The 24,876-nt window shown below is 47.6% G+C and carries 19 protein-coding genes and 1 other RNA gene; 11 read left to right on the forward strand and 9 right to left on the reverse strand.

Features of this window, described 5'->3' with window-relative positions:
- Positions 1-119 precede the first annotated feature (119 nt).
- Both B7991_RS04610 and B7991_RS04615 read right to left on the reverse strand, forming a co-directional pair.
- A complete protein-coding gene (locus B7991_RS04610) occupies positions 120-545 on the reverse strand; it encodes an ACT domain-containing protein (protein WP_015732209.1) in 426 nt (141 codons plus the stop codon).
- 14 nt (positions 546-559) lie between these two features.
- On the reverse strand, positions 560-1,897 hold the full coding sequence (locus B7991_RS04615; protein ID WP_088629811.1) for a phenylacetate--CoA ligase family protein: 1,338 nt from the start codon (positions 1,895-1,897) through the stop codon (positions 560-562).
- Between the two features lie 366 nt (positions 1,898-2,263).
- Between B7991_RS04615 and B7991_RS04620 the strand changes: the two genes are divergently transcribed.
- Positions 2,264-5,005, forward strand: a complete 2,742-nt coding sequence (locus tag B7991_RS04620) for an outer membrane protein assembly factor (protein WP_088629812.1) — start codon at positions 2,264-2,266, stop codon at positions 5,003-5,005.
- Between the two features lie 18 nt (positions 5,006-5,023).
- A complete protein-coding gene (locus tag B7991_RS04625) occupies positions 5,024-5,539 on the forward strand; it encodes an OmpH family outer membrane protein (RefSeq protein ID WP_088629813.1) in 516 nt (171 codons plus the stop codon).
- A 122-nt stretch (positions 5,540-5,661) separates the two neighbouring features.
- Here B7991_RS04625 and recQ read toward each other — a convergent pair whose 3' ends face one another.
- The 3 genes from recQ to B7991_RS04640 are packed head-to-tail and all read right to left on the reverse strand — an operon-like array spanning position 5,662 to position 10,906.
- Positions 5,662-7,509, reverse strand: a complete 1,848-nt coding sequence (recQ, locus tag B7991_RS04630; protein WP_088629814.1) for a DNA helicase RecQ — start codon at positions 7,507-7,509, stop codon at positions 5,662-5,664.
- A gap of 27 nt (positions 7,510-7,536) precedes the next feature.
- Positions 7,537-9,552 carry a DUF262 domain-containing protein gene (locus tag B7991_RS04635; protein WP_088629815.1) on the reverse strand — a complete coding sequence of 672 codons (2,016 nt, stop codon included), beginning with the start codon at positions 9,550-9,552 and terminating at the stop codon, positions 7,537-7,539.
- Positions 9,545-10,906 (reverse strand): DUF262 domain-containing protein, encoded by a 1,362-nt coding sequence (locus B7991_RS04640; protein ID WP_088629816.1) that lies wholly within the window; start codon positions 10,904-10,906, stop codon positions 9,545-9,547. The genes B7991_RS04635 and B7991_RS04640 overlap by 8 nt, the downstream gene beginning before the upstream one ends.
- Positions 10,907-11,281: 375 nt before the next feature.
- On the opposite strand from B7991_RS04640, the gene B7991_RS04645 reads away from it, so the two are divergent.
- Both B7991_RS04645 and ettA read left to right on the forward strand, forming a co-directional pair.
- Complete coding sequence (locus B7991_RS04645; RefSeq protein ID WP_088629817.1) at positions 11,282-11,926, forward strand: CatB-related O-acetyltransferase; 645 nt, start codon at positions 11,282-11,284, stop codon at positions 11,924-11,926.
- A 193-nt stretch (positions 11,927-12,119) separates the two neighbouring features.
- Positions 12,120-13,814 (forward strand): energy-dependent translational throttle protein EttA, encoded by a 1,695-nt coding sequence (ettA, locus tag B7991_RS04650; protein WP_072827579.1) that lies wholly within the window; start codon positions 12,120-12,122, stop codon positions 13,812-13,814.
- Positions 13,815-13,884: 70 nt separating this feature from the next.
- Here the strand turns inward: ettA and B7991_RS04655 are convergent, their stop codons facing one another.
- On the reverse strand, positions 13,885-14,556 hold the full coding sequence (locus tag B7991_RS04655) for a hypothetical protein (protein ID WP_088629818.1): 672 nt from the start codon (positions 14,554-14,556) through the stop codon (positions 13,885-13,887).
- A gap of 307 nt (positions 14,557-14,863) precedes the next feature.
- Here B7991_RS04655 and B7991_RS04660 point away from each other — a divergent pair, with 307 nt between their 5' ends.
- From B7991_RS04660 to B7991_RS04670, 3 genes are read left to right on the forward strand one after another with little or no spacing between them, the layout of a single operon-like run.
- A complete protein-coding gene (locus tag B7991_RS04660) occupies positions 14,864-15,508 on the forward strand; it encodes an ABC transporter permease (RefSeq protein ID WP_088629819.1) in 645 nt (214 codons plus the stop codon).
- A 17-nt stretch (positions 15,509-15,525) separates the two neighbouring features.
- A complete protein-coding gene (locus B7991_RS04665; RefSeq protein ID WP_088629820.1) occupies positions 15,526-16,065 on the forward strand; it encodes an alpha/beta hydrolase in 540 nt (179 codons plus the stop codon).
- Between the two features lie 32 nt (positions 16,066-16,097).
- Positions 16,098-16,652, forward strand: a complete 555-nt coding sequence (locus B7991_RS04670) for a hypothetical protein (RefSeq protein WP_088629821.1) — start codon at positions 16,098-16,100, stop codon at positions 16,650-16,652.
- A gap of 40 nt (positions 16,653-16,692) precedes the next feature.
- On the opposite strand, the gene rnpB is transcribed toward B7991_RS04670, so the two are convergent.
- An RNA gene (rnpB, locus tag B7991_RS04675) (RNase P RNA component class A) lies at positions 16,693-17,063 on the reverse strand.
- 124 nt (positions 17,064-17,187) lie between these two features.
- Between rnpB and B7991_RS04680 the strand changes: the two genes are divergently transcribed.
- Positions 17,188-18,891, forward strand: a complete 1,704-nt coding sequence (locus tag B7991_RS04680) for a hypothetical protein (RefSeq protein ID WP_254917842.1) — start codon at positions 17,188-17,190, stop codon at positions 18,889-18,891.
- Between the two features lie 39 nt (positions 18,892-18,930).
- On the forward strand, positions 18,931-19,281 hold the full coding sequence (locus B7991_RS04685) for a hypothetical protein (RefSeq protein WP_254917843.1): 351 nt from the start codon (positions 18,931-18,933) through the stop codon (positions 19,279-19,281).
- Between the two features lie 3 nt (positions 19,282-19,284).
- Here B7991_RS04685 and B7991_RS04690 read toward each other — a convergent pair whose 3' ends face one another.
- Positions 19,285-21,408, reverse strand: a complete 2,124-nt coding sequence (locus B7991_RS04690; protein WP_088629824.1) for an ATP-dependent DNA helicase RecG — start codon at positions 21,406-21,408, stop codon at positions 19,285-19,287.
- Positions 21,409-22,425, reverse strand: coding sequence for an MlaD family protein (locus tag B7991_RS04695; RefSeq protein ID WP_088629985.1), 1,017 nt, complete (start codon positions 22,423-22,425; stop codon positions 21,409-21,411).
- A 165-nt stretch (positions 22,426-22,590) separates the two neighbouring features.
- On the opposite strand from B7991_RS04695, the gene B7991_RS04700 reads away from it, so the two are divergent.
- Both B7991_RS04700 and B7991_RS04705 read left to right on the forward strand, forming a co-directional pair.
- Positions 22,591-23,859 (forward strand): argininosuccinate synthase, encoded by a 1,269-nt coding sequence (locus B7991_RS04700; RefSeq protein WP_072827569.1) that lies wholly within the window; start codon positions 22,591-22,593, stop codon positions 23,857-23,859.
- 67 nt (positions 23,860-23,926) lie between these two features.
- Positions 23,927-24,871, forward strand: a complete 945-nt coding sequence (locus tag B7991_RS04705; protein ID WP_088629825.1) for a fibrobacter succinogenes major paralogous domain-containing protein — start codon at positions 23,927-23,929, stop codon at positions 24,869-24,871.
- Positions 24,872-24,876 lie beyond the last annotated feature (5 nt).

The following is a 24,876-nucleotide window of genomic DNA, read 5'->3' on the forward strand; positions in this document are numbered from 1 at the left end:
AACAGCTAAACGGGAAGCCGTTTAGCTGTTTTTGTTTGCAATAGCGTGCGTAGTTTAGTCTGCGCATTCGCGCATCTCGTCTGCGCGTTTAACTTGCACAGACTGCGCAACTCGCGATTTTAGCCCAGCATTTCTGTGGTGCTGAGAGTCTTGAAGTTCTTTTCTTCCAAGACCTTGAGCGCCTTTTCGGTATCGCTGAAGCGAAGAATCATGACGTTCGTTGCCGTCGAGCATTCGGACGGGTAGGCGTACATGTAGTCAATCTGCAAGTCGCCGAGAACGTCGAGAAGGTCTGCAAGACCGCCAACCTTGTCTGCAACAGGGCATGCGACAACGTCGGTAACGGTTGCGCTGAGGCCAGCCTTGGCAAGGACATTGACTGCCTTTTCAGAATCGTTCACGATCAGGCGGATAAGGCCGAATTCGCCGGAATCGGCGAGCGTGAGCGAGAGAAGGTTGATGCCTGCATCAGCGAGCGAGCGGCAAACTGCCTGGAGACGGCCCGGGCGGTTCGACACGAAAACTGAAACCTGTGGAATTTTCATTTTTTTTCTCCTTCTTAAATCTTCTTTCTGTTGTCGATGACGCGCTTGGCCTTGCCTTCGCTACGCGGCAGAGAATCCGGTTCGCAGAGCGTGACAATCACGGAGATGCCAAGGATCTGTTCGATGGAGTGCTTGAACTTCTTGGAGAGCTGTTCCATATCGCTCATGGAGTCGCTCACCATGTCGCGAGAAACTTCGACCTTGACTTCGAGCGTATCCATGTTGTTCTTGGTATCGAGCACAATCTGGTAATGCGGCAATGCCTTTTCGGCGCGGAGGAGGGCCGTTTCGATCTGGCTCGGGAACACGTTCACGCCACGCATGATGATCATGTCGTCGCTGCGGCGGCCAATGCGGCGGATACGGCGGATGGTACGGCCGCACTTGCACTTGGTCTTTTCAATAGCAGTGATGTCGCGGGTGCGGTAGCGGAGGATCGGCATAGCGCGCTTGCTGAGCGTACTGATGACGAGTTCGCCTTCTTCGCCGTCCGGAAGTGGTTCGAGCGTTTCCGGGTCCACGATTTCGGGGTAGAAGTGGTCTTCGAAAATGTGGATGCCGTCGCGGCATTCGCATTCGCAACCCACGCCCGGGCCGACAATTTCAGAAAGTCCGTAAATGTCGTAAGCCTTGATGCCCGTCTTTTCTTCGATGTAGTCGCGCATGCCATCGCTCCACGGTTCTGCACCGAAGATGCCGCGCTTCACGTTCAACTTGGAAATGTCGACGCCCATCTTTTCGGCAACGTCGATAATGCGGACAAAGTAGCTCGGGGTGCCACCGACTGCGGTCACGCCGAAGTCCTTCATGAGCATCACCTGGCGTTCGGTATTGCCTCCGCTAATCGGCACGACTGTGGCGCCGAGGGCTTCGAAACCGCCGTGAATGCCAAGACCGCCTGTAAAGAGGCCGTAGCCGTAGAAGTTCTGCACGATGTCCGTGCTGCGGAAACCGCAGGCAAGGAGGCCGCGCTTGACGACCTGTGCCCAGACTTCCATGTCTTCCTTGGTGTAACCGACAACGATCGGCTTACCGGTAGTGCCGGAGCTTGCGTGCAGACGCACGACTTCGCTCATGTCCACAGCAAAGAGACCGTACGGATAAGTGTCGCGCAAGTCCTTCTTCATGGAGAACGGAATCTTTACGATGTCCTTCAAAGTCTTGATGTCATCGGGCGTAACGCCCTTTTCGACCATGCGGTCGTGGAACAGCGGGACCTTCTCATAGGCGAGCTTCACGGTTGCACGCAAACGCTGCAACTGCAATTCGCGCAATTTTTCTTCGGGCATAAAGTCAAGAGCCATTTCGGGCAGGACTTTGTTTTCTTCGTCGTTCCAGGCTGTAGATCGCATAGTATCCTTCAATAGAGGGTTAGGTTAAAATTTTTCGCCTTAAATATATATAATGCGCTTGCGTTGCGTTTAATTTAGGAGCGTTTCTTTTTCTTTGCGAAAATGCTCGGCTTGCCTTTATCCATATATATGGGGCCCCCTTTGCGCATAGCGTAACGCTTTCAAAAAGTGTAAAAAACGGGACGATATAACCCTTATTCCTTTATTACTGTTTATTCATCGGCGGATTGGGCTTTTTTAAAAAACTCGTGTGGGCGGGGGAATGTAATTTTTGTATTTTTGGGCAGAAAATTTAAATAAACTGCTTTTATAGGTAGGTCTATTCTGCGTTCTCGTTCGCTTTTATTTGTTCTTGCTTTGGTCGGTATGTCGAATGCCCAGTTGTTGGACATGTCGCAGATTTCCGACAAGTATATGGTTGAGAATAAGATCAACAAGATTCGTGTCGAAGGTACCCATCATATGGATGAACGTTCGGTCCTCGGACGTATCGGCATCCGTACCGGTCAGAGCTATTCTCCGACGTCGCTTTCTGAAAAAGTCCAGAATTCCGTGAGCTCGCTTTATGCTTCGGGCCTGTTTGACGATGTGACCGCCTGGGTGGATTACACTGATGATGAAGGTTCTTATGTAGACCTGGTGTTCAAAGTGAAGGAACTCCCGGCTCTTGATACCGCTATTTTGGACGGCTGTGACGAAGTATCTGAAGATGACCTCCGTTTGAAAATTCACATGATTTCTGGTCAGGTCTATAGCAAGGCTCAATTGGAACGCACGCGCCAGGCCATGCTTGACCATTATCGTTCCGAAGGCTTCTTGCTTGCTGAAATTGGAATACGCGAAGAATCGGTGGACGAATACCAGAACAAGGTGACCTTTGTGATCCGTGAAGGTTCCAAGGTCCGTATCCGCGGTTTCGATGTGAAAGGCAATGACCATGTGCCGGTCGAAGAAATCACGGACCACATGCTTTCGAAAGAAAACCAGTGGTGGGGTGGTGGTGAATTCAAGGAAAATGTCTTTGAAGCCGACCGCGATACCGTGCTGAACGTCTTCCGCCATTTCGGTTACCTGGATGCAGAACTGAACGACTACCATGCCGAATACCTTCCGGATTCCAGCTGCCTGTTCTATCTTGGACGCATGGTGCCGGTTGGAGAACGCCTGGCTCCGCTTTACACTCAGCTGAACGACGCCATTGCCGATACATCTAACCCGCTCTACAAGATGGCGGGTAAGCCGACAATGGAAGTGACTCACTATTATAGGAACATGCGCAAGGCCGGGGATAAGAACCCGCTTACAAGACGCCTGCCGCAAGTCAAGGACGAAGAAAGCGCATGGAAATTCCTGAACGACATTATCCGCTACGAAACCGCCCGAAATGAATGGCTTGGCTTGGTGGCTGACCGCAAGTGGAATAATCCGAAGATTGATTCCCTCCTCAAGATCAAGAAGCGCTCCGCTTATGAAAGCAAGCTCCTCGTGCGCTACATGATTGAAGACTTGGTTCCGGCTCTTTACAAGTACGATAACATCAAGACTTCTAGCGATATTATTGTCCATATCGACGTGACCGAAGGTCGCCGTTACTACATGGGTGGACTCCACTTTACGGGTAACGAAGTCCAGAGCGACGCCATGCTGGGTTATGTGTTCCGTCTCGATAGCGGCGCCGTGTTTGACCAGTATGTCTACGAAGCATCCCGTAAGGCTTTGCTCGATTCTTACCGTGAAGACGGTTACCTCTTTGCTCAGTTTGACGAAGAGCGCACCTTCGAAAACGATTCTGTCGTGAACCTCACTTACAAGATGAACGAAGGCTTGCCTGCCCAGATCCACAAGGTCCATGTGCGTGGCAACACCAAGACGAACGAAAAGGTGATCCGTCGTGAAGTTCGCCTGTATCCGGGCGATACGTACCGCCAGTCCGCTTTGGAACGTAGCTTCCGTGACATTATGCAGCTCAACTACTTCGACATGGTCGTGCCCGATATCAAGGTCGTGGGCGAACAGGAAGTGGACCTCGACTTTGCCGTGCAAGAAAAGCAGGCCGGTACTGGTCAGTTCAGTTTGGGCGTTTCTTATAGCGAAAGCGATGGCTTTGTCGGTACGGCTAGCATCTCCATCCCGAACTGCTGTATGGGCGATGGCCAGCAGGCTGCCTTGAACCTCGAATACGGTGCCGACAAGAAGAGCGCAACGATCAGCTTTACGGAACCGTGGTTCCTCGACAAACCGATTACGCTTGGCGCAAGCCTCAGCTACTCTTGGTGGAACATGGAAGATTACGGTGACCCGGATATCACGCGTTACGGTGGAAGCATTTTTGCCGGTAAGCGCCTCAAGTGGCCGGATGACTACTTCTATGGTCAGATCGGTTATAGCTGGCTCATGAACGACCAGGGCCCGAACATCGCGAACAGCTATGTGGTCTACACGGGTATTGAATCGGCGTTCAACTTCCGCATCCAGCGTGATGATAAGAATTTGCCGCAGTTCCCGACCGACGGATCCCGCTACGTGCTCGACGTGCAGTGGGCAAACGCCGCCTTTGGTAGTGACTTCGAATTTGTGAAGGCGGACCTCTCCATCAAGTGGTGGTTCCCGCTCTTCCGCGACCGTCTCTCGATTGCCCTTACAAACGAATACGGCGTAATCTTTGGCGACAAGTTGCAGCACCGCACTCTGTATAGAATGGGTGGTGTGCTTGGCTACGACGGCATGCTCCGTGGTTATGGTTCTGGCTCTATTGGTAACAGCCGCCTTGGCCGCAGCTACCAGTACATTGGTGCAGAACTCCAGTTGGGACTTGTACCGCAGACGTTCTACCTCTTGCCGTTCTTCTTTGATGCCGGTAACGTGTTTGGCGAACGTATCGATACGAATAACCGAATCGACAAGCCTAAGAAGAACCCGCTCAGTGAATGGGATCCGACGACACTCAAGAAGGATATCGGATTTGGTTTCCGCGTCGTAGTCCCGATGCTTGGCATTATCGGCTTCGACTTTGCTTGGCCGCTTGACCCGGGTGAAGCCTACAATGGTACGAAGTACTCTAAGGTCGGCGATATGGAATTCAACTTTGTCATTGGCCAGGCTTTCTAACCTGGTTGGAGGAGCTCTATGATTCGCAAGTTGATAGTTTTACTTTCGGTTGTCTTTGCATGCGTGAGCTTTGCTGAAGACGGTCTTCGCATTGCCCATGTGGATTCAAAGATTATCTTTGACGGATACAAGGGCACCAGGAAGGCTCAGGAAGAATATGACCGTCAAGTGGCTAAGTGGGAACAGCAGGCAAACCTCTTGCAGAAGGAACTTGCTGCCATTAAGGAAAAGCTTGATAAGCAGGTCCTGATGCTCTCTGACGAAAAGAAGCGCGAACTTGAAGCCGAATACAACAAGAAGGATACGGAACTCAAGTCGTTCATTGACCGCGTCTATGGCCGTAACGGGGAACTTATCACCGAAAACGAAAAGGTGAGTGCCCCGATTATCCAGCTCATCCGCAAGGCTGTGAACGAAATTGCGCTCCAGGAAGGTTATGACATGGTCATTGACCGTGCCACCGGCGCTGTGCTCTTTTGGAAAAAGGAAAACGACCTTACGAACAAGGTGCTGAATTATCTGAATAATAGATAGTTTCCGCCCTCGTCATCCTGAACGAAAGCATGATGCACCGTCATCCTGAGGGCGAAAGCCTGAAGGATCCAGTTAAATCTTGAAAAAGAACATCCCGCAGTTTAGAGCGCTGCGGGATTTTTTTATTGCCTCATGTAATCGCAGATGGCGTCTACGAATTGCTGCCCGAATTTCCGGATTTTCATTTCGCCAAAGCCGAATACATCTTGCAGCTCGTTTATGGAAAGAGGCGCCTTGTAGGCGAGGTCCTTTAGCGTGCGGTCAGAAAGTACGACGTAGGCGGGCCAATTGTTTTCGTCGGCGATTTGCCTGCGGACTTTTCGCAGAGCTTCGAATAGGGTATTGTCTTCGTCGGAGTCTGAATAGTGCGCGTAGGTTGTGCGTGTACTGCCGGCAGAAGTACGCGAAAATGCGCCGTGACCGCTTCTCGGCTTTGCGTCTTCTTTGGCTTCTATTTTTGCGGCGATGGCTAGTTCTGCTGTTTTCTTCCCGAAGAGGACTTCGTTACCGCTCTCGGTGATTTTAAGGTGGTTGTTCTCGTTGTAGGCAATTTCGATGTAACCGAGTTGCAGCATTTGCAAAAGGTAATCGTGCCAATGCTTGAGCGTTGTCTTGCTGCCGACACCGAATGTCTTGAGTTTATCGTAACCCTTTTGGACGATTTCGTCGCTGAGCGTTCCCTTGAGGATGTCGGCGGTCATTGAAAAGCCGATATGCTCACCAGTTCGTTTGATGGCCGAGAGCGCCTTTTGCACGAGAATTGTGCCGTTGAAACGCTGTGGCGGGTGCTTGCAGATGTCGCAATTCCCGCAGTTGCTATTGTTGTTTTCGCCAAAGTAATTGAGCAGAATGCGACGACGGCAAACTTGCGATTCGGCATATTCCTGCATGCGGTCGAGCTTCTCGGAGTTGATGTCTCGCTGGCCGCTCTCGTTTACAAATTTGCGGAGCGTGATGATGTCCTGGAAGTTGTAGAACAGCACGGTTTCGGAGGGGAGACCGTCGCGGCCCGCGCGCCCAATCTCTTGATAAAAACTCTCGATGCTCTTGGGGAGATTGTAATGGATGACATAACGGACATTGCTCTTGTCGATGCCCATGCCGAATGCGATTGTCGCACACACGACATCGATATTGTCGTTGATGAAATCCTCTTGCACATTGTTGCGTTCTTCGGCGGTTAGCCCCGCATGGTATGCCTTCGCGTAAACGCCAGCGTTGATGAGTTCTTCGGCGACTTTTTCGGTGCTCTTGCGCGAAAGGCAATAGATGATTCCCGATTCGTGCTTGTGCTTCGAAATGATGGACAAAATCGCCTTCAGCTTTTCAGAGGCGGAATAACCGCGCCGCACATCGAGACTCAAATTCGGACGGTCGAACGAACTCACGAAAAGTCTAAAATCTCGCAAGTTCAGCTGCCTGACAATATCTTCTTTTGTGAGCTTGTCTGCCGTTGCCGTCAGCGCCATGATTGTTGCACTCGGGAACGCTTGGTGTAATCCGCCGAGCTGCGTGTATTCTGGACGGAAGTCGTGCCCCCATTGTGAAATGCAATGCGCCTCGTCAATAGCGAACAGCGAAACGCTCAAGTGCTGTTGCATCCACGGAATTTCACGCTGTAAGCGCTCCGGCGAAATGTAGAGAATCTTGGTTTGGCCCGTTTTGCAGCGCTCCCGGATGGCCGCGTTTTCGCCTTCTTCGTTGTTGCTGTTCAGTGCATCTGCGCCAATGCCGTTTGCATTTAGCGCGTCCACCTGGTCTTTCATCAGTGAAATCAACGGTGAAATAACGACCGTGATGCCCTTGAACATCAAGGCTGGAATTTGGTAGCAAATGGACTTTCCGCCGCCAGTCGGCATCAGCACAAGCGCATCTTTACGCGATACGACATGCTCGATGATTTCTTCTTGCATGGGGCGGAATGCATCATAGCCAAAGACGGATTTTAAAATTTCGTGAGCGGTGGGCATTATTTTGAAATGGGTCTATGAAATGTTTTATCCAAGCAATACATTTTTCATTTTTTCATAATGGTCCTGAATTTCATTTACTCCGTTTTTGTCCATTAGCAGTTTGCCTTCGTCCCATTCAGTATAAGCCATCATGATTCTTTGCTTGATGCTGTCAAGATTTTCGCTTTGCTCATAATGTTCTTTTTTGGCGAGAGGCATATAATTGCTCAATCGAGAATTCTTTGAGTTGCTGATTAGGCAAAGGTTGCCAAAGCAATCAAGATTCTCTTTACTGATTTTATAATCAGGGCCTTCAATGGGGTTTTGTGGATAATAGTGTTCCACAGAACTTCTGAATGTGAATTCAAATGACGCTATTCTTGAATCATTTCTTAATTTTTCATTGTCACCGATAACGTCAAATGCTGATTTTGTGGTTCTGAAATTTTGCCAAAGCAAATAATCCAGATAGTTGAAAATGAAGTTTTCTACAGCGGTTCCTGCGTTTAATGCATCTATGTATAATTGATTCTTGTCAGTGTTTAGAACATTGCAGGAATTTTTATAAATAATTTCAAAGTAATCCAGTGGTGATTTGGACAGGAAACGATCTCGTAAGAACGCTTCTGCCATCTTTTCCAAATATTCTTTGTAGGTTTTTGCTGTAATCGGTTCTGACTGTTCAAAACACCATTTTAAAGCGCCGTTTAGCCAGTGCTTATACACAAGCGTTGGCGTTGATACGTGGAACATCGAAAGTAACATTATGATTTCGCGATTTTCTTCGCTTTCAATATCGGGATTTGATGTATCGCTAAATGTTCCGACATATGAATAAGAACGTTTTTTACCTTCGTAAATACGAACTCGCTTTAAACTCCATCGATCACTTCCACCGACAAATTCACGTTTGATAATGTATTTGTCATATAGGAATTTCATTTTCAGAAGGTTGTAGCCAAACTCTTTGACAAACTGTCGATTTGCTTCTGGTTTGTCTGATTTTACGTAGGGCTTAAACAAATCGAGCAAACGCTTGTCGTCAAGAGGAATATCTGTTTTTGTTTGAATACGTAAAACATGAAGCAGAAAATTTGAGAAGTTGATGACGGTGTTAAAACGGATGTTTGTATCTTCGTTATCTTCTTCTTTTACGCTGATATTGGTGTCATTTTTTGCAATGGCTTCGAGACTTTCTTCGCTTTCACTTTCTTCATTTGAGTTGTGAAGATTCTCGTAAACATGCTCAGGGTTGTTGTCAAGAACATCCCATAGGTTTCCGTCTTTTTCATTGCCTCCGAAAATAGCGTTGCGCTCGTTTTTAGAAAAGCCATATTGAATATAGCGTTCCATATTGGCCGCTGCTTCCCAAATTTTATTGAAGGACACGCGGTCTTTCACATCGAGGCATTTTAAGCATTGAGCCTTGAGAACTTCGTGCTTTTCAAGCTGTTCTCCACGGCTGTTCATGATTTCAAAATAATGGTTCAAGTCAGTATCGCGTGGAACTGGAACTCGTAAAATGTAGACTTGATTTGCTAAGTATTTAACAAAGTCCTTTTCTTCAAGATTCTTTTCTTTTAGAATTTGCGTTAAGGCTTTTTCTGCATCACGATAACCTTGTATGATGTTCATGTTTGGGTTATCGTATGATTGCTTATCCAAATTAGAAAGAAGCTTTAGCGATTCTGTGGATCTTGGGCGACTAGCAAAAGACAATATATTCCCGCGGAACCAACCTAATTCATTATGGAACCAATCTAATTCTTTATTTTTATTGTATAAGAGATTTAGAATGATGCTTAATGTGGTTAGTCTTTGCTGGCCGTCTATTGTTTCATAAATGGTTTCGTAATCGTCCTTACGTTCGTAGACAATTAGTGTTCCGATGTAATAATTGCAATTACTTTTATCTTTTGCATAGTCCGCAATGTCTAAAATTAGCTGACGGATTTGAGGCTCTGTCCAAGCATAGTCTCGTTGATAAATTGGAATCTCGTAACGGATTTTTTCTTCTTCAAAAAGGGTCTTGATTGACAATGGTGTGAGATTGTTAGCCATTATAATAACCTAATGTTTTAAATTTCGCAATAATTTTTTCTTCTTTGGTTGCTTTGGTATCAGAAAGAGTGCCCAATTCTACATTTAAAATATCCTGTGGCTTATTTGCGTCTCGGATTATTTTAAACATCGCAATCTGTGAATGTCCCAAATTTAATGCGTAGTTGTCCATTGATTCAATGTCGACACTATGCAACTTTAATCGTAGTGTATAAGCCCAAATAAACAGTTTCTCTACAATGCGATCGATGTTTTTTTGACCGAATTTATCGATATAGTCAATTAGGGCGCAATAGAATAGATTGCGTACATAACGGTCTCCAGTCCTGTTATATCCATCATAATTATGTATAATGTCTAGAATTTCATGTGATCTGTTGCTTTCTATTTCTTCACGCATTTGGGCGTAATGGGATACATATTCGAAGAAACGTTTCCCATTGATGATTACCTGATCAATCTGAAATGGAAAATCGAATGATTCATGCAAAATTTTGGAATGGCAAGATGAATTGAATTCGTCAACGTAATAATGGGCAATACGATAAAGTTTTGTGTATGGGAAGTCTTCTTCAAGATTTGGGCTGATACCTTTGAATGTGTCTACATCGTCTTTCGTAAAGTACCGCGCCGATAGATCGCGACCCCAGTTTTTGATGCGATAAAGGTATTGTGAGAATAAACTGGACAACTCGTTGGGCTCCATATTTTCCCATTTCTTTACCGCGTTTAGACGTTCTTGCTCTGTAGAGGAATTGTTCATTTCACGAAGGTGATACGCTTTCAACAAATCGTGCGGTTCCAAGTCCTTGCCGCGAGCGTTTTGAGAATCGAAAAACTGGAATGCTTCTGAAACGTCGTCAATTACAATTTTCACGAATTGGCATTGATTAAAGAAGAATTTTAAGAAATCTGCTTTTTCTAAATCAGATTTTCTACGTTCCATAGCCTTGAAATTCTTCTGGACATTTTGCTTGGTAATAACGTTGGAAAACTTGAGTGTTGATTGAGGCTTGAAACTATTGATGGAATCGCCTCGTAAGAAAACGTGTCTTTGTAGGTCGTTATTTTCTTCGATAAGAGGAAGAATTTTAATAGCAAGAAGAAATAATGTTATTGTTCGTTGCTGCCCATCGACAATATCAAGTTTTCCTTCTTCCTTGTTATTGTGGATGACGAGTGTTCCGATGCGGTAGGCTGATTTGTCAAGGTTGTCGCGAATGTCGTCAATAAGTTGATTGACATTTTTTTCCGTCCATTTGTACGGACGCTGGTATTCAGGAATTCGCAAATTTGGAATGGCTAGTAATTGCTTGACTGAAATAATTTCTGGTTTTAAAATAGTTTCACTCATCGGGCGCCTGTATAAAAATCAGTTTTTCGTGTATTTTTCCCAAATATACATCATGTTGATGTCATAAAATTTTAAAATGCAAAAAATCTTCTATAGCTTCAGTTTCTTTTCAATATCAACCATTAAATCAATACGAAATACGCTGAAACCTGCAAAATATTGCGGTTTTTATATTAAAATGTATGACCTGATATGATTTGTCAATGAAAATCTGCAATATGTTGCGGATTCTTTTGTTTTTGAGGTCATGGAGAATCAAAAGCTCTTTTTCGCTATATTGGGTAGTGATTGGGTAGGATTGGGTAGGATTGGGTAGTTTCTTGATCCTCAAAATCAGTTTTAAATTTTTGCTTATATTTGTTAATAGAGGTCCCTATGCCAAATACACTCCCTGATCCGATGACGGTCCACCCGATTGCGGGCTACGACAAGGAAATTTACGTGAAGCCGATGCTCAAAAATCCGCAGATTGTCGTGGGCAATTTCACCTACATCGCTGATAGCGATTTCGAGAGCCACGTGACGCATCTGTATCCGTGGAATGGTGATAAGTTGATTATCGGAAAGTTTTGCCAAATTGCTGCGGGAGTGGAGTTCGTGATGAATGGGGCGAACCACCAGATGAATGCGGTTTCGACGTTCCCGTTCTACACTTTGCAGGGGTGGAATATGGCGCCTCCTGCCAAAGAAAATTTGCCGCTCAAGGGCGATACGGTGGTTGGAAACGATGTGTGGATTGGGCAGAACGCAGTGATTTTGCCGGGCGTGCATATTGGCGATGGGGCAATCATCGGCGCAAATGCGGTTGTTGGGAGCGATGTGGAACCTTACACGATCGTGGTGGGGAATCCGGCACAGTTTATACGCAATCGTTTCGATGAGGAATTGACGGCGCTTATGCTCGAGTGGAAATGGTGGGATAAGCCTGTCGAAGAGATCAATGCGTTGATTCCGATTCTCACGAATCCGGACTTGGCTTTTGTCAAGGGGAAAATCAAGGAATACCTTGCGAAACCTTGATGCATAAGGCTTGCGCCGTAACGGATGGCGAATTGTGCCTAAAAAATATTTCTATATTCAGATCGACGAAGATAAGGAAAAATAACTGGATCCTTCACATTCGTTCAGGATGACTTCGTCCTGAGAAAAACTTTTAACCTCATACCTCAATGGACCGAAGGTCCGCGCATTCTTGAAGCGAAGAGAGTAAAATATGGCCGAACAAAACAAAGCAGAAAAATTCGTTTTCTACATGTACAAAATGACCAAGTCCTATCCGCCTAACAAAGAGGTGCTGAAGGACATTTCCCTTAGCTTCTATTATGGTGCTAAGATTGGTATTATCGGCCAGAATGGTGCTGGTAAGTCGACGCTCCTCCGCATTATGGCGGGTATCGACAAGGAATTCCAGGGCGAAGCTTGGATTGAACCGGGCCGCACTGCAGGCTACTTGCCGCAGGAACCGCAGCTTGACCCGAACTTGACTGTCAAGGAAAACGTGATGCAGGCCGTTGCGAAAAAGCAGGCCGTGCTCGACCGCTTCAACGAAATTTCCATGAAGTTTGCTGAACCGATGGAAGACGACGAGATGAACAAGCTCCTCGACGAACAGGCTAAGCTTCAGGATATCATCGATGCTCAGGACTTGTGGAGCCTCGATCGCAACATTGAAATTGCAATGGACGCTCTCCGCTGCCCGCCGGGTGACTGGCCGGTCACAAACCTTTCCGGCGGTGAAAAGCGCCGTGTGGCTCTCTGCCGCTTGCTCCTTGAAGAACCGGATTTGCTGCTCCTTGACGAACCGACGAACCACTTGGATGCCGAAACGGTTGCATGGCTCGAACGCCACCTCCGTGAATACAAGGGCTCCGTGATTCTCGTGACGCATGACCGTTACTTCCTTGACAACGTAACGAACTGGATTTTGGAAATTGACCGCGGTCGCGGCATTCCTTGGGAAGGCAATTACGCCCAGTGGCTGGACCAGAAGCTTGAACGCATGAAGAACGAAGAAAAGGGTGAATCTGACCGTCAGAAGCGCCTCGCTCGTGAACAGGAATGGGTCAAGCAGAGTCCGAAGGCTCGCCAGGCAAAGAGCAAGGCTCGTCTCAAGGCATACGAAGAACTCTTGGCCGAAGATTCCAAGGAACAGATCAAGGTTGCTCAAATCCACATTGCAAACGGCAAGCGCTTGGGCGATGTCGTCATTCAGGCGGAACATTTGCAGAAGGCCTTTGGCGAAAAGGTGCTGTTCGACGATTTGAACTTCAGCTTGCCGCGCTCGGGTATCGTGGGCATTATCGGTCCGAACGGTGCTGGTAAGACGACTTTGTTCAAGATGATTATGGGCCAGGAAAAGCCGGATGGCGGTACGCTCAAGATTGGCGAAACTGTCGAAATCATCAGTATGGAACAGGGCCGCGAAAGCTTGGACGATTCCAAGACGGTTTGGGAATCCATCACGGGTGGCAATGACGAAATTTTGGTGGGCGACCGCAAGATGAATGGCCGTGCTTACTGCGGTCTCTTCAACTTCACTGGTGCAGCTCAGCAGAAGAAGCTTTCGCAGCTCTCTGGTGGTGAACGCAACCGCGTGCTCATGGCAAAGAACTTGCAGAAGCCGGGCAACCTCTTGTTCCTTGACGAACCGACGAACGACTTGGACATCGAAACGTTGCAGGCTCTTGAACAGGCAATCCTCAAGTTTGCAGGCTGTGCTGTGATCATCTCGCATGACCGCTGGTTCCTCGACCGTATCGCAACGCACATCCTCGCTTACGAAGGTGATTCGAAGGTCGTGTGGTTCGAAGGCAACTGGAGCGAATACGAAGCTGATCGTCGCAAGCGCCTCGGTGAAGACGCCGACAACCCGAAGCCAATCAAGTACAAGACTCTCACGAGACAGTAATTACAAAAGGCGGCCTTCGGCCGCCATCTTTGTATCATAGTCACTTTGGATTAGCTTGTGGTTTGATGGTTTAATCCATTTCGTATCTTATGATGGCTCCGCAGTTTGCACAACGAAAATCCTGGGCTATTTTGCCAGGTGTGTGTTTGACTTGTGTGGTAGAATCACAGACGTCGCAATAAACATGTTCTGAATTGCAAAACGAACAATATCCTACACGTGATTCTGTTATAGGAAAATCGCTGTTTTCTACGGCGTTCTCGTAACTTTGATATACGTCATAAACGTATCCTCCTATTTTACGAGCAGCTCCGAAACCTGAGCCTATTGCAGTAACGGCGTTTGACAGAAGTTTTACGGCATCTTTTCCTTGTTTAAATAAATTTCCTTTAAAGAATTTTACGGTCCTTTCGCAATGTTGGCATTTTCCGATGAATACGGAAGTTGGTATGCACCAGCAAGCTCCCCAACAGGAATAACTATTGCTCTTGGTGACCCATTTAATGATCGGTTTCCCGTTTTGATAAGTTTCTGGTTTTCCGTCAATATAGAATAAACGTTGTATGTGAGTTTCCGAGCCTCCGCCTTCTTTTCCGCATTTAGGACATTTAGAAAGAAATGTTATATTGTGTTTTTGTTTGAAATATTTAAGCTCGACTTTATGATTTTGGGGGTTGACTATATTTGTAACTTCTCTAGAAACTTCTTTAGCAGCATCTTTTATAAAGTTTAGAAACGACATATTTTATATGGTCTTATTTGGGGTTGTAAAAGGATGATGATGATTCTTTTGAAATATATATATTTATTGGGCTATATCGTAATTTAAAAGAATAAATCTAAAAATTATGCTGCTGAAAATGGCAAAATGCAAATTTAGTAGCATGAGAAAACGCTTTTTATTCGAAAAATTTGCAGACAAAAGAAACTTTATGCTACAAAAACGGCAGAAATTCAAAATTAGTAGCATAAAATGGCCAAAATCGTACTTCGCGTGCTTTTAAATCGCCCTTGCTGTCGCTCTTTTTGCTAAGTTCTAGGTTAGATATATGCTCCACGTTTTTAGACACGAACTTCGTTTGATCTTTAGGGATCCGCGTTTTTGGATTCCGTTCATCATCCCGCCGGTGATACTCGCCGCGAGTCAGGCGATTGCCGTGTCGCGTTACGGTGGCGAGATTATGCAGGGCATGGAAAGCTACATGATGCTTTTGCTCGGCTGTCTGATGGCTCCGATGGGAGCGCCCTTGGCGGGTGACAGTTTTGCGGGCGAGCGCGAACGCAATTCGCTGGAGCTTTTGCAGCTTTCTCCGATTGCGCCTGCGAAGCTCTTTTGGGGCAAGCTGTTTGCGATTCTCCCGTTTCCGTTAGTGTTTGCGCTTTTGGCTCAACTGGGCTACTGGTTCTCGCATTCCGAAATTACGGTGACGGCGGCGGTGGCGTCAATGCTCGGAGCGCTTTCGGCGGTACTTTTGACAACTGCGTTTTCTCTGATGGTTTCGCTTCGCGTAAAAACAGTCCGTGCGGCGACCCACATGACGCTCTTTTTCATTATCCCGCTTCTGTTGCTTGTACAGCTTGGCCACGAAGTTTTTTTGAGTAATTTGTTTGTGCCTCTGGTGACGTTAGTCGTGTCGGTTCTCGTAAGCTTGGCGGTCACTTTTGCGGGTATGAAGAAATTTGTTAGTTTGTAGTCTTCAAGGATGTTCTGATGCATTATTTAATTGTCCCTGGTTATAGCAATTCTGGTCCTGAACATTGGCAGACTTATTGGGAGCATAGCCTCCCTAATGCAACTCGCGTTCAGCAACGCAATTGGGAACATCCTACCAAGGCGGAATGGGTCGATGCTCTCGACAAGACGGTAGCCTCCCTCAAGTCCGATACGATTCTGATCGCGCATAGCCTTGGTGTTGCGACGACTGTATTTTGTTTGTTGAAAAACGTTGCAGAGGGAAGGTTACCTGCGAATGTAAAGGGCGCTTTCCTTGTGGCTCCAGCCGATATTGACGCAATTGACATTGTGGATGACTTTGCTCCGATGCCATTGCAAAAATTGCCTGTTCCTACATGTGTTGTGGCTAGCCGAAATGATGAATATGTGACTTTTGAACGTGCGAATTTATTTGCAAAGTCCTGGGGCTCGAAGCTTTTTGACGTAGGATGCTGCGGTCACATTAACGCGCTTTCTAATCTCGGCGCGTGGGACGAAGGCCGAAAATTGTTGGCTGAATTTGAGAAAGATTTGTAAATGTGTAAGAGAATTATAAGAAAGGAGAAAAAATGAAAAAGCGTTTGCTTGCACTTGGAATACTTACAATGTTTGCATTTACCGCTTGCGATGATTCCGCATCGAGCGGTGACAGTAATGGTTCTGGCTCAAATTCAACGAGCGAAGTAAAGGGAAGTTTCCCGCCGAATGGGGATGAAGGTTTCTATTGTGTCGTTACGGATGGTACAAATGAAGATGGTTCGTATTGGAAACAGATTAAGGTGAATATTCCGAAATACAAGGGACATGTGGAAAAGTTTACGTTTGACGAAAACGGTACTGGAACGCAGTACTATGAAGATTCCCATTTTTATATAACGCCTCATGAAAAGGCGGCCCTGTGCTTGGAATTCGAAGATGGAATAAAAGAAAGTTCTCATAAGAGAAATTATACAGAAACCTATTGCAAAAACGGAGTTTCCTACTTTGTTATTAGTTTCCAAAACATGAGTTTGGGATCGCTTAATTCGGCAATTGTAGAATACGAAGAGGACTGCGAGGATTACAAACGAAAATGGAAAGATGGAGATTATGATGAAGTCATCAAAAGAAGGACTTCGAGATAATTTATAAGGAGAAGGCTTCCGTTTGTCGCGGAAGCCTTCAAAGTCGAGTAGTTATAAGCCGGGTTCTGTACTCCTTGCGGAGCGATGACCATCTCTCTGGACGAATCGTTACCGACCGCCTCAAGCGACCTACCCGGATATCCAGCTGGCACGGGCCGCACCAGGTTCTTTCGAACGGAATCCTGCTTGGTCTTGCACCGGATGAGGTTTACCATGCCACTCCTGTCACCAGTCGTGCGGTGAGCTCTTACCTCGCCGTTTCACCCTTACTCGCATTGCTGCGGGCGGTCTATTCTCTGCTGCACTTTCTGTCGCGTTACCGCGCCTGGACGTTATCCAGCATCTTGCCCTGCGGTGCCCGGACTTTCCTCCAGCCTTGATTGCTCGCAGCCGGCGGCCATCCGCCACTCGTTGTGAAATGTAGAAAAAGCAACGGGAAAGTGCAAGTATAGAATTCGGCGAAATCTCTCGTCTCTAGTCTCTCGTCTAGCGTCTAAAATTGTATATTCTTCCCGTGAAAAAATTGATATTTTGTTTGTTGAGTTTTATCGCTGCATCCTTTGCCGATGCGGTTGATTCTAGTGCCGTTTTTCGTGTCGATGAAATTCGCTATAAAATTGGCGATGCCTTTGACGATTCCAAAGCGCATACGAAGTACGACCGGTGGGCGTATGACATTTTGAACTGGGTTCATATTGAAACTCGCGAAGCCACGGTTCGAAAACTTTTGCTCTTTGATAAAGGGGACTTGGTCAACTTGAACTTGCTCCTTGAATCGGAACGTTTTTTGCGTGACCAGAAATTCCTTTCGGATGCAAATATTTCTGCAACGGGGGAGGACGGCAAGAATATCGTTACGGTCCAGACGAGCGATAACTGGACGCTTACCATTCCTGTGACGTTTGGCTTTTCGGGAAGCGAATGGTCTTATGACAACTTGGTCTGGGGACTCGGCATTCAGGAAAGCAATTTCCTTGGGCTTGGGCAAAAGCTCGGGTTTTACTACGGTCATGACGAGTTCCGCAACATGTTGCAGGTGGAATATGGCGACCCGCATTTCCTTTTCCGCTACAACCACTTGGATTTCTTGTATAGCTACAACACGGATGGATACCTTGCAAGCTGGAAAATGTATGTGCCGTTCCTCAGCCGTAGCGTGAACCAATGGGCGTACACACTTGAAGGCTTGAAAAACAAACGAATCGCGTACATTTATGGAAATGGCGATTTACCGCATGGCGCGGTTGAAGTCAAACCGAAAAAGAGTCTGGATTCGTTGCAGCAGTTCAATGGGAAAAAGTCTGTTAAGTTGATTCAACTTGAAGATTTCATTACTGATTCATTGAGTTTTCGCTTGAGCCGTTCTTTTGGCGGGACGCAACGTAAGCTTTACTTGGGTGCAACGTATGATTACTTGCGTGAAACTGCTGATGAAGGTCGTGTATGGCGTTATCAGTTTGCCGATGGTGAAAAGGCTTACGCCATTGATTCTGCGGTCACGGCAGAAGACTGGGTGCCGGAGCGCAAGGATTCGCGCCTTGGCTTTTATGTCATGTACTCTAATTTGCGTTATGAAAAGCTCAAGAATTTCCACAACGTGAGATGGACTGAAGATGTAGATAAAGGCTTTTCTGTAAAGGCTCAAATTTCAAAAAATTACGAACAACTTGGTTCCGATAATAATGATATCCGTTTAGATTTTTGGACGGACCTTTATCTTGGTCGTGATAATCATCATTTGACGCTTAAGTCTTATATGAAGTTTTATCTGGACCATGGTAAACGTCATGACTTTTATGGCCGTGTGAATGGTGAATATATTTTCCATCCGAGTACTCGATTCTCGACGGCTTTGTCGGGCCAGCTGGATATGTATGATGATGCCAAGCTCGGCTACCAGTTGACCTTAGGTGGCTCTGATGGCTTTGTCGGGTTCCCGACGGGGTACTATTCTGGACAAGCTCGCGTTTACGGAAATTTGGAACAGCGCTGGTTCCCGGATTTTGAAATTTTGACACTTGCTCCTGTCATTGTTGCTTTTGGAAGCGTTGGCGAAACGGCGGCACGCGTGATGGATATCAATCGCAAGGATTTGATTTATGTGGCTGGCTTTGGAATCCGTTTGGCACAGACAAAGTCTATTAGTCGCTTGATCAACAAGATTGATGTGAGCTTCCCGCTGAATGGTAAACGCAAGGGCGATGCGCATTACTCTGTGACGACATCGTATACATTGTAATTTTGTAGATGAACTTTTTAAAGGTTGTTGAACATGGCGATGGACGAAGAAAAACAACAAGACGAGACGGCTCGCGAGAATCGTCGAAAAAGAGCCCGTGAAGTCAAGCGCATTTTTATGCGTGTCGAAATTATCATCGGCATTATCGCCATGATTGCGGGTGCATGGCTTACCGTTCTCGTGTGGAGCGAAGGCTATTTCCCGGGAGCCTTGATGCTTGTGATGACGGGCGGTATCAATGTGTTTTTGGCTGCGAAGGAACTCATCAATCCGACCGACCACATTTTCCATTGGCAGTCTATTTTCTTTTTGATTGTGCGCCGAGCCATGTTCTTCTTGAACGTGGTCTTGATAGCCCTTGTCTTGGGCACGATGACGCGCTTGCTCTAATTTTTAATGGACGCCGTCCTCGTTTGCCGAGGGCTTCTCGTTGTACCAGGTCTGGATTTTTTCTTTGGCGGTTTCGTTGAATGCGGAACCGTCTTTTAATATGTGCTCCGCACGTTCGAGCGTTTGCGAAATGAGCTCCTGGTCGTGAATCCAGTCGAACCAGCGGAATACCCAGGCGCCGCTTTGTTCGTTGCCTTCGAGGTTTCCGGCGCCGCGTGTTTTCAAGTCTAGCTCTGCGATTTCAAAGCCGTCTTCGGTGGCGGCGAATTGCGAGAGGCGTTCCATGCTTGTTTCGGCGGCTTCGCCTTCGGGCGTCATCAAGAAGCACCAGGCTTCTTGATTGCCGCGGCCTACGCGGCCGCGCAGCTGGTGAAGCTGCGCCAGACCAAATCGGTCTGGCTGGTCGATGACCATGAGATTTGCGGCGGGGACGTTCACGCCGACTTCGATAACGGTTGTGGCTACGAGAATCTGGATTTCGCCTGCGGCAAACTGCTTGATGATTTCGTCTCTCTGCGTATCGTCCATTTGACCGTGGACGCCTGCGACTTTGAGCTTGGCGATGTTCACATCGGTGTGGCCGAAGGCGGCGATAAAGGCTCGCATTTCGTTCACGATGTCGTCGACACTGCGTGCGTTTCCGTCGCTTGCTGCTGAATCTGCTGACGATAAGGTCGCTGAGCTAGCCGAAGCGTCGGCGTTCACGCGGCTTGCAATCCAGTAGCATAGATTTCCGCCGGCGGCTTCCTTGCAAATAAACTGCTTCATCGATTCGCGCTTTGCGGCGTTCACGAGACGAGTCTTGATGGGCTTACGGCCTGCGGGCTTTTCCTTGATGCTGATGACTTTCAAATCGCCATATAGCGTCATTGCGAGGCTTCGCGGAATCGGCGTGGCGCTCATGACGAGCATGTCGGGGTAGTCGCCTTTGGCGAGCAGCGCTTCGCGCTGGCTCACGCCGAAACGGTGTTGTTCGTCGATAATCACGAGCCCGAGTTTTGCAAAGAAAACGTCTTTGCTAAAGAGCGCGTGCGTTCCAATGACAACGTTGCAAAGCCCCATCTGGAGTTCACCGAGAATCACTTTCTTTTCGGCGGCGGGAGTTGCCCCGACAAGCAGATGCACGCGAATGCCTGCTGCATCAAAGAACGGCTTGAGTGACTTGAAATGCTGACGTGCGAGAATATCTGTCGGGACCATCAACGCGCACTGTTCGCCTGCTCCGCAGACGGCCATAATGGCGAGCATGGCGACGACGGTCTTTCCGCAGCCCACGTCGCCCTGCAACAGTGCGTGGAACTGCTTTTTGCCATTGAGACCGTCAATGATTGTATTCAGCGCCGCGTCCTGACCTGTGGTCAGTTGGAACGGGAGGCGCGCTTTCGCGGCCATCACGTTCCCCAAATCAATCTGGCGTTCATGTCCGCGAATTTTTTGATTTTCGCGGCGCTTCACCATGCGCAGGCAAAACGGCAAAAGTTCCAAAATCTTGAGCTCGCGCTTCGCTCTATAAATGGAATCAAAGTCTTTGGGCATGTGGAGCGCACGGAGGTTGTCCATCACAGGCGCAAAATGCAAATAGTCCGTGAGCTCGCGCGGGCACGCGTTCGGGAGTGTGAGTCCCGGAAAGTTGAAAATCGTTTTGTACAAATTGCGGAAGAACCGCTGTTCCATCTTGGCTTCGCGGCATATTTCGCTTATCGGGTAGACGGGGAGAATTTGTCCGTTAAACGCTTCGCCTTCGTCGAACGGCTGCATGTCCGGATGCACCAGTTGCAGCCCGCGGTACGAACCGACTGTCCCCGAAACAAGCCAACGCGTCCCTGGTTTTACACGGTTTGCGATGAATCGCGTGCCTCGGAAAAATAAAAGCGAAATCTCGGCGGTGCCATCGGTGAGGACTGCCATAAAGCGCGACATGCGTCCTTTGACAATCCCTGCGCGCGTGATAATCCCAATCACGACAGCGCGTTCGCCATCGTGCAAGTCCGCAATCTTTGTAACCTTTGTCTGGTCAAGATAGGTACGCGGAATGTTGTATAAAAGATCGGCAATGGTGCTTAATCCGGACTTGTTCAGCTTTTCAAGTCTCTTGGGACCAAGTCCGGGCAGGCTTGATAAATCCATTTAGTTGCCTGCTTTCTTTTGTTCTTGTTGAGCCTTGGCTTCTTCCATTCGCTTGCGCGCCTTATCGCGAGCGTTGTCGCCGATGATGTTCATGTTTTTCCATGTAATCAGCTTGATCGGCTTGCCGTCTTTATCCTTGAACCCAAGATTCTTTGTATCAATTGCAGCGACGGCTTTGTTGAGTCCGTCTATGATGTTGTTGATATTCTCGATGAGTTCCTTGGACTGCAAAAGCGTTTCGGAATCAATTCCTTTTTCAATGCTCGTGATGACGTCGTTTGTCTTCTTTGCGTTTTGTGTCAGCGAGATGACAACGGAGTCTACAAGCGAGAGCTTTTCGTTCACAGTCGCCGTGGCGGTCTTGATGGCGGTATCTGCCTGGAGGGCCGTCTTGGTCAGCGCCTTGCTCGAAGAATTCATTTGCTTGAAGAGCTTGTTCATCTTGGGACCGAGCGTTCCGACCGTCTTTTCGGTGTGGGCGAAAATGTCCTCGATGGAATGCATGGCTTCTTCGTAGATTTCCGGAGCGGACTTGTGTGAGGAATCTCCCTGGGCGAGCAATAGAATTGTCTTTTGCACGGCTTCAAGTTGTTCGTTTACGTTCTCGATGAGGCGCAGCGTTTCTGCAATGCCCGGTTCAAAATGTCCTTGGAATACGTGGTTTTCCGGCATGAGTTCGCCTGTCTTTGACGGAATGATTTCGAGACGGCGTTGCCCCATGAGCGCATAGTTCACGTTGTTGAATTGAGTCCCTTCGCGGATCTTGAGCGGTTCGGTAAAGTGGATGACGACTCGGGAACGATCCTTGAGCCAGGTGACGCTTCCGATGGTGCCGACGCGGTAGCCGCGTAACACTACGGGGTCTTCGGGTTGCAAAGAACCGAGTTCATTAAAATCGACAATCGCCGTTTGGCGCACGTTCTGGTGGGCAGCCCACATGCCAAATGAGATACCGCCGAAAATGCAGGCAAATACAATGAAAGAAATGTAACCGAGCGCTCTGTCCGAAAGTTTCATGTTTTTGAAAATAGAAAAAATAGAGTTCAATGCTTTGGGAAAGCTGCTGTTGTTGTAAGTAAAATAGGGATGCTTTTTTAATAAAAATTTTTCGTCCCTCTGTTCTCTCGTCTCGTGTCTATTCTATATTTACAACGTCTAAAATTTTCCATAAGGACATTCAAAATGGCTAAAACAGAATCCAAGAAGAAAGTCGTCCTCGCTTACAGCGGTGGACTTGACACCTCCATCATCATTCCTTGGCTCAAGGAAACCTACGACGTCGAAGTGATTGCATTCGCAGCCGACCTCGGCCAGAATGACTTCCCGAACGCAAAGGCTCTCGAAGAAAAGGCTCTCAAGACCGGTGCTTCCAAGTGCTACGTTCTCGACCTCAAGAAGGAATTCCTTGAAGAATACGTTTGGCCGACCGTTCGCGCCGGTGCAAAGTACGAAGGCACTTACCTCCTCGGTACGTCCTTTGCTCGTCCGCTCATCGCTAAGTACCAGGTCAAGATCGCCGAAAAGGAAGGCGCTTACGCTGTTGCTCACGGTGCTACCGGTAAGGGTAACGACCAGGTCCGTTTCGAACTCACCTACGCTGCCTTGAACCCGAAGCTCGAAGTCATCGCTCCGTGGAAGGACCCGCGTTGGACATTCCACAGCCGCGAAGATGCTATCGACTACGCCGCTGCACACAAGATTCCGCTCAACGGCATCAGCAAGAAGAAGATCTACTCCGAAGACGGCAACCTCTGGCACCTCTCTCACGAAGGTGGCGTCTTGGAATTCCCGGAACAGGAACACAAGTACGAATTCCTCAAGCACACCAACACGTATGAAAAGGCTCCGAACAAGGCTGATCACGTGACGATTTCCTTCGAAAAGGGCAATCCGGTCGCTATCAACGGCAAGAAGATGGGCGCTGTTGAACTTCTCGAATTCTTGAACGAAATCGGTGGCAAGAACGCTTGCGGTCTTTTGGACATCGTTGAAAACCGCCTTGTCGGCCTCAAGAGCCGCGGTGTTTATGAAACTCCGGGTGGCACGCTCCTTTACAAGGCTCACGAATGCTTGCAGCAGCTCGTGCTCGACAAGGAAACTTTGTTCGAAGCCCAGAAGATGTCTATGACATACGCAAACCTTGTCTACAATGGCCAGTGGTTCACTCCGCTCCGCCAGGCTATGGACGCCTTCTTCAATGAAGTGAACAAGGTTGTTACCGGTGACGTTACCCTCAAGCTTTACAAGGGCAACATCATCCCGGCCGGCATCAAGAGCCCGTACAGCTTGTACGACATGGGCCTCGGTGGCTTCACGGACGTTGACATGTACGACCAGAAGGACGCTACTGGCTTCATCCGCTGCTACGGCCTCCCGCTCAAGACTCGCGCTCTCTTGCTCGGCAAGAAGACGAACGTCGACTTCGGTGGCGTTCCGAGCCTCAAGAAGTAATTAGTACTTCTAAAAGCATTCAAAAATCCCGACTCATCCGAGCCGGGATTTTTTGTATATTCGTAGTATGAATAAATTTGTTTTTTGTGCTTCTGTTTGTATTTCGCTTTTCCTTGCCGCCTGCGGCGATGATAGTAGTCCCGCAAAACCATCTTTGAATGAATCCTCGTCAAGCATTGTTAAGTCGTCATCATCGACTACGACTAAGAAATCGTCTAGTAGCAGTTCTGTAAAAAGCAGCAGTTCTGCAAAATCAAGTTCTAGCTCAAAAACATCGTCATCTAGTAAAAAAGTCGAACAATCATCTTCTTCTGTCATCAAAAGTTCGTCTAGTGTCAAGCCGAACATTGTTGACCCATCGACTGTAGTAATCGGATCCTTGACGGATTCTCGCGATGGTCAGACCTACAAGACCGTAACCATCGGTACTCAGACTTGGATGGCGGAAAACCTGAATTATGCCTATTTGCTGTCTACTGAGGAATTAGATTCCTGCAGTTACTGTTATTGGAATAAAACGAGTAATTGCGAAAAATATGGTCGCCTTTACATGTGGTCGGCTGCCATGGACAGCGCGGGAATATTCTCTACGAATGGCAAAGGGTGTGGTTTCGAAACGACGTGCTCGCCGACATATCCAGTACGTGGCGTTTGTCCTTCTGGTTGGCATTTGCCGACGACAGCTGAGTTTGACTCTTTATTGGTTGCTGTTGGCGGTGAACGTGATGCTGACTCAAAGCTCCAATCGACAAGTGGCTGGGACGACTATGATGGAAAAAAACGCAATGGAACGGATGATTACTCGTTTTCTGCGTTGCCGGCTGGCTACTCGCTCTACGGTGGCTCTTTTGAAGATTATCATGGTGAAAATACAGATGCTGTCTTTTGGGGGGCTACGGAGTACGGCGGCGTTCTCGCGTCTCGCTTGAAATTAAATCACGTCAATGGTGTGTCCTTGTACAGCTACGTCAAGGTTGATGCGTACTCAGTCCGTTGCGTCAAAGACTTGTAGCCGCT

Origin of the sequence: Fibrobacter sp. UWB3 (assembly GCF_002210405.1) — a bacterium.
GTDB lineage: Bacteria > Fibrobacterota > Fibrobacteria > Fibrobacterales > Fibrobacteraceae > Fibrobacter.

Excerpts from the sequence above, each read along its gene's own strand:
- B7991_RS04610 (WP_015732209.1), bottom strand. The coding sequence starts at position 545 with ATGAAAATTCCACAGGTTTCAGTTTTCGTGTCGAACCGCCCGGGCCGT.
- B7991_RS04640 (WP_088629816.1), bottom strand. The coding sequence starts at position 10,906 with ATGAGTGAAACTATTTTAAAACCAGAAATTATTTCAGTCAAGCAATTA.
- B7991_RS04695 (WP_088629985.1), bottom strand. The coding sequence starts at position 22,425 with ATGAAACTTTCGGACAGAGCGCTCGGTTACATTTCTTTCATTGTATTT.
- B7991_RS04660 (WP_088629819.1), top strand. The coding sequence starts at position 14,864 with ATGCTCCACGTTTTTAGACACGAACTTCGTTTGATCTTTAGGGATCCG.
- B7991_RS04705 (WP_088629825.1), top strand. The coding sequence starts at position 23,927 with ATGAATAAATTTGTTTTTTGTGCTTCTGTTTGTATTTCGCTTTTCCTT.
- ettA (WP_072827579.1), top strand. The coding sequence starts at position 12,120 with ATGGCCGAACAAAACAAAGCAGAAAAATTCGTTTTCTACATGTACAAA.
- B7991_RS04690 (WP_088629824.1), bottom strand. The coding sequence starts at position 21,408 with ATGGATTTATCAAGCCTGCCCGGACTTGGTCCCAAGAGACTTGAAAAG.
- B7991_RS04620 (WP_088629812.1), top strand. The coding sequence starts at position 2,264 with ATGTCGAATGCCCAGTTGTTGGACATGTCGCAGATTTCCGACAAGTAT.
- B7991_RS04670 (WP_088629821.1), top strand. The coding sequence starts at position 16,098 with ATGAAAAAGCGTTTGCTTGCACTTGGAATACTTACAATGTTTGCATTT.
- B7991_RS04665 (WP_088629820.1), top strand. The coding sequence starts at position 15,526 with ATGCATTATTTAATTGTCCCTGGTTATAGCAATTCTGGTCCTGAACAT.
- B7991_RS04635 (WP_088629815.1), bottom strand. The coding sequence starts at position 9,552 with ATGGCTAACAATCTCACACCATTGTCAATCAAGACCCTTTTTGAAGAA.
- B7991_RS04655 (WP_088629818.1), bottom strand. The coding sequence starts at position 14,556 with ATGTCGTTTCTAAACTTTATAAAAGATGCTGCTAAAGAAGTTTCTAGA.
- B7991_RS04700 (WP_072827569.1), top strand. The coding sequence starts at position 22,591 with ATGGCTAAAACAGAATCCAAGAAGAAAGTCGTCCTCGCTTACAGCGGT.
- B7991_RS04615 (WP_088629811.1), bottom strand. The coding sequence starts at position 1,897 with ATGCGATCTACAGCCTGGAACGACGAAGAAAACAAAGTCCTGCCCGAA.
- B7991_RS04645 (WP_088629817.1), top strand. The coding sequence starts at position 11,282 with ATGCCAAATACACTCCCTGATCCGATGACGGTCCACCCGATTGCGGGC.
- recQ (WP_088629814.1), bottom strand. The coding sequence starts at position 7,509 with ATGCCCACCGCTCACGAAATTTTAAAATCCGTCTTTGGCTATGATGCA.
- B7991_RS04625 (WP_088629813.1), top strand. The coding sequence starts at position 5,024 with ATGATTCGCAAGTTGATAGTTTTACTTTCGGTTGTCTTTGCATGCGTG.
- B7991_RS04685 (WP_254917843.1), top strand. The coding sequence starts at position 18,931 with ATGGACGAAGAAAAACAACAAGACGAGACGGCTCGCGAGAATCGTCGA.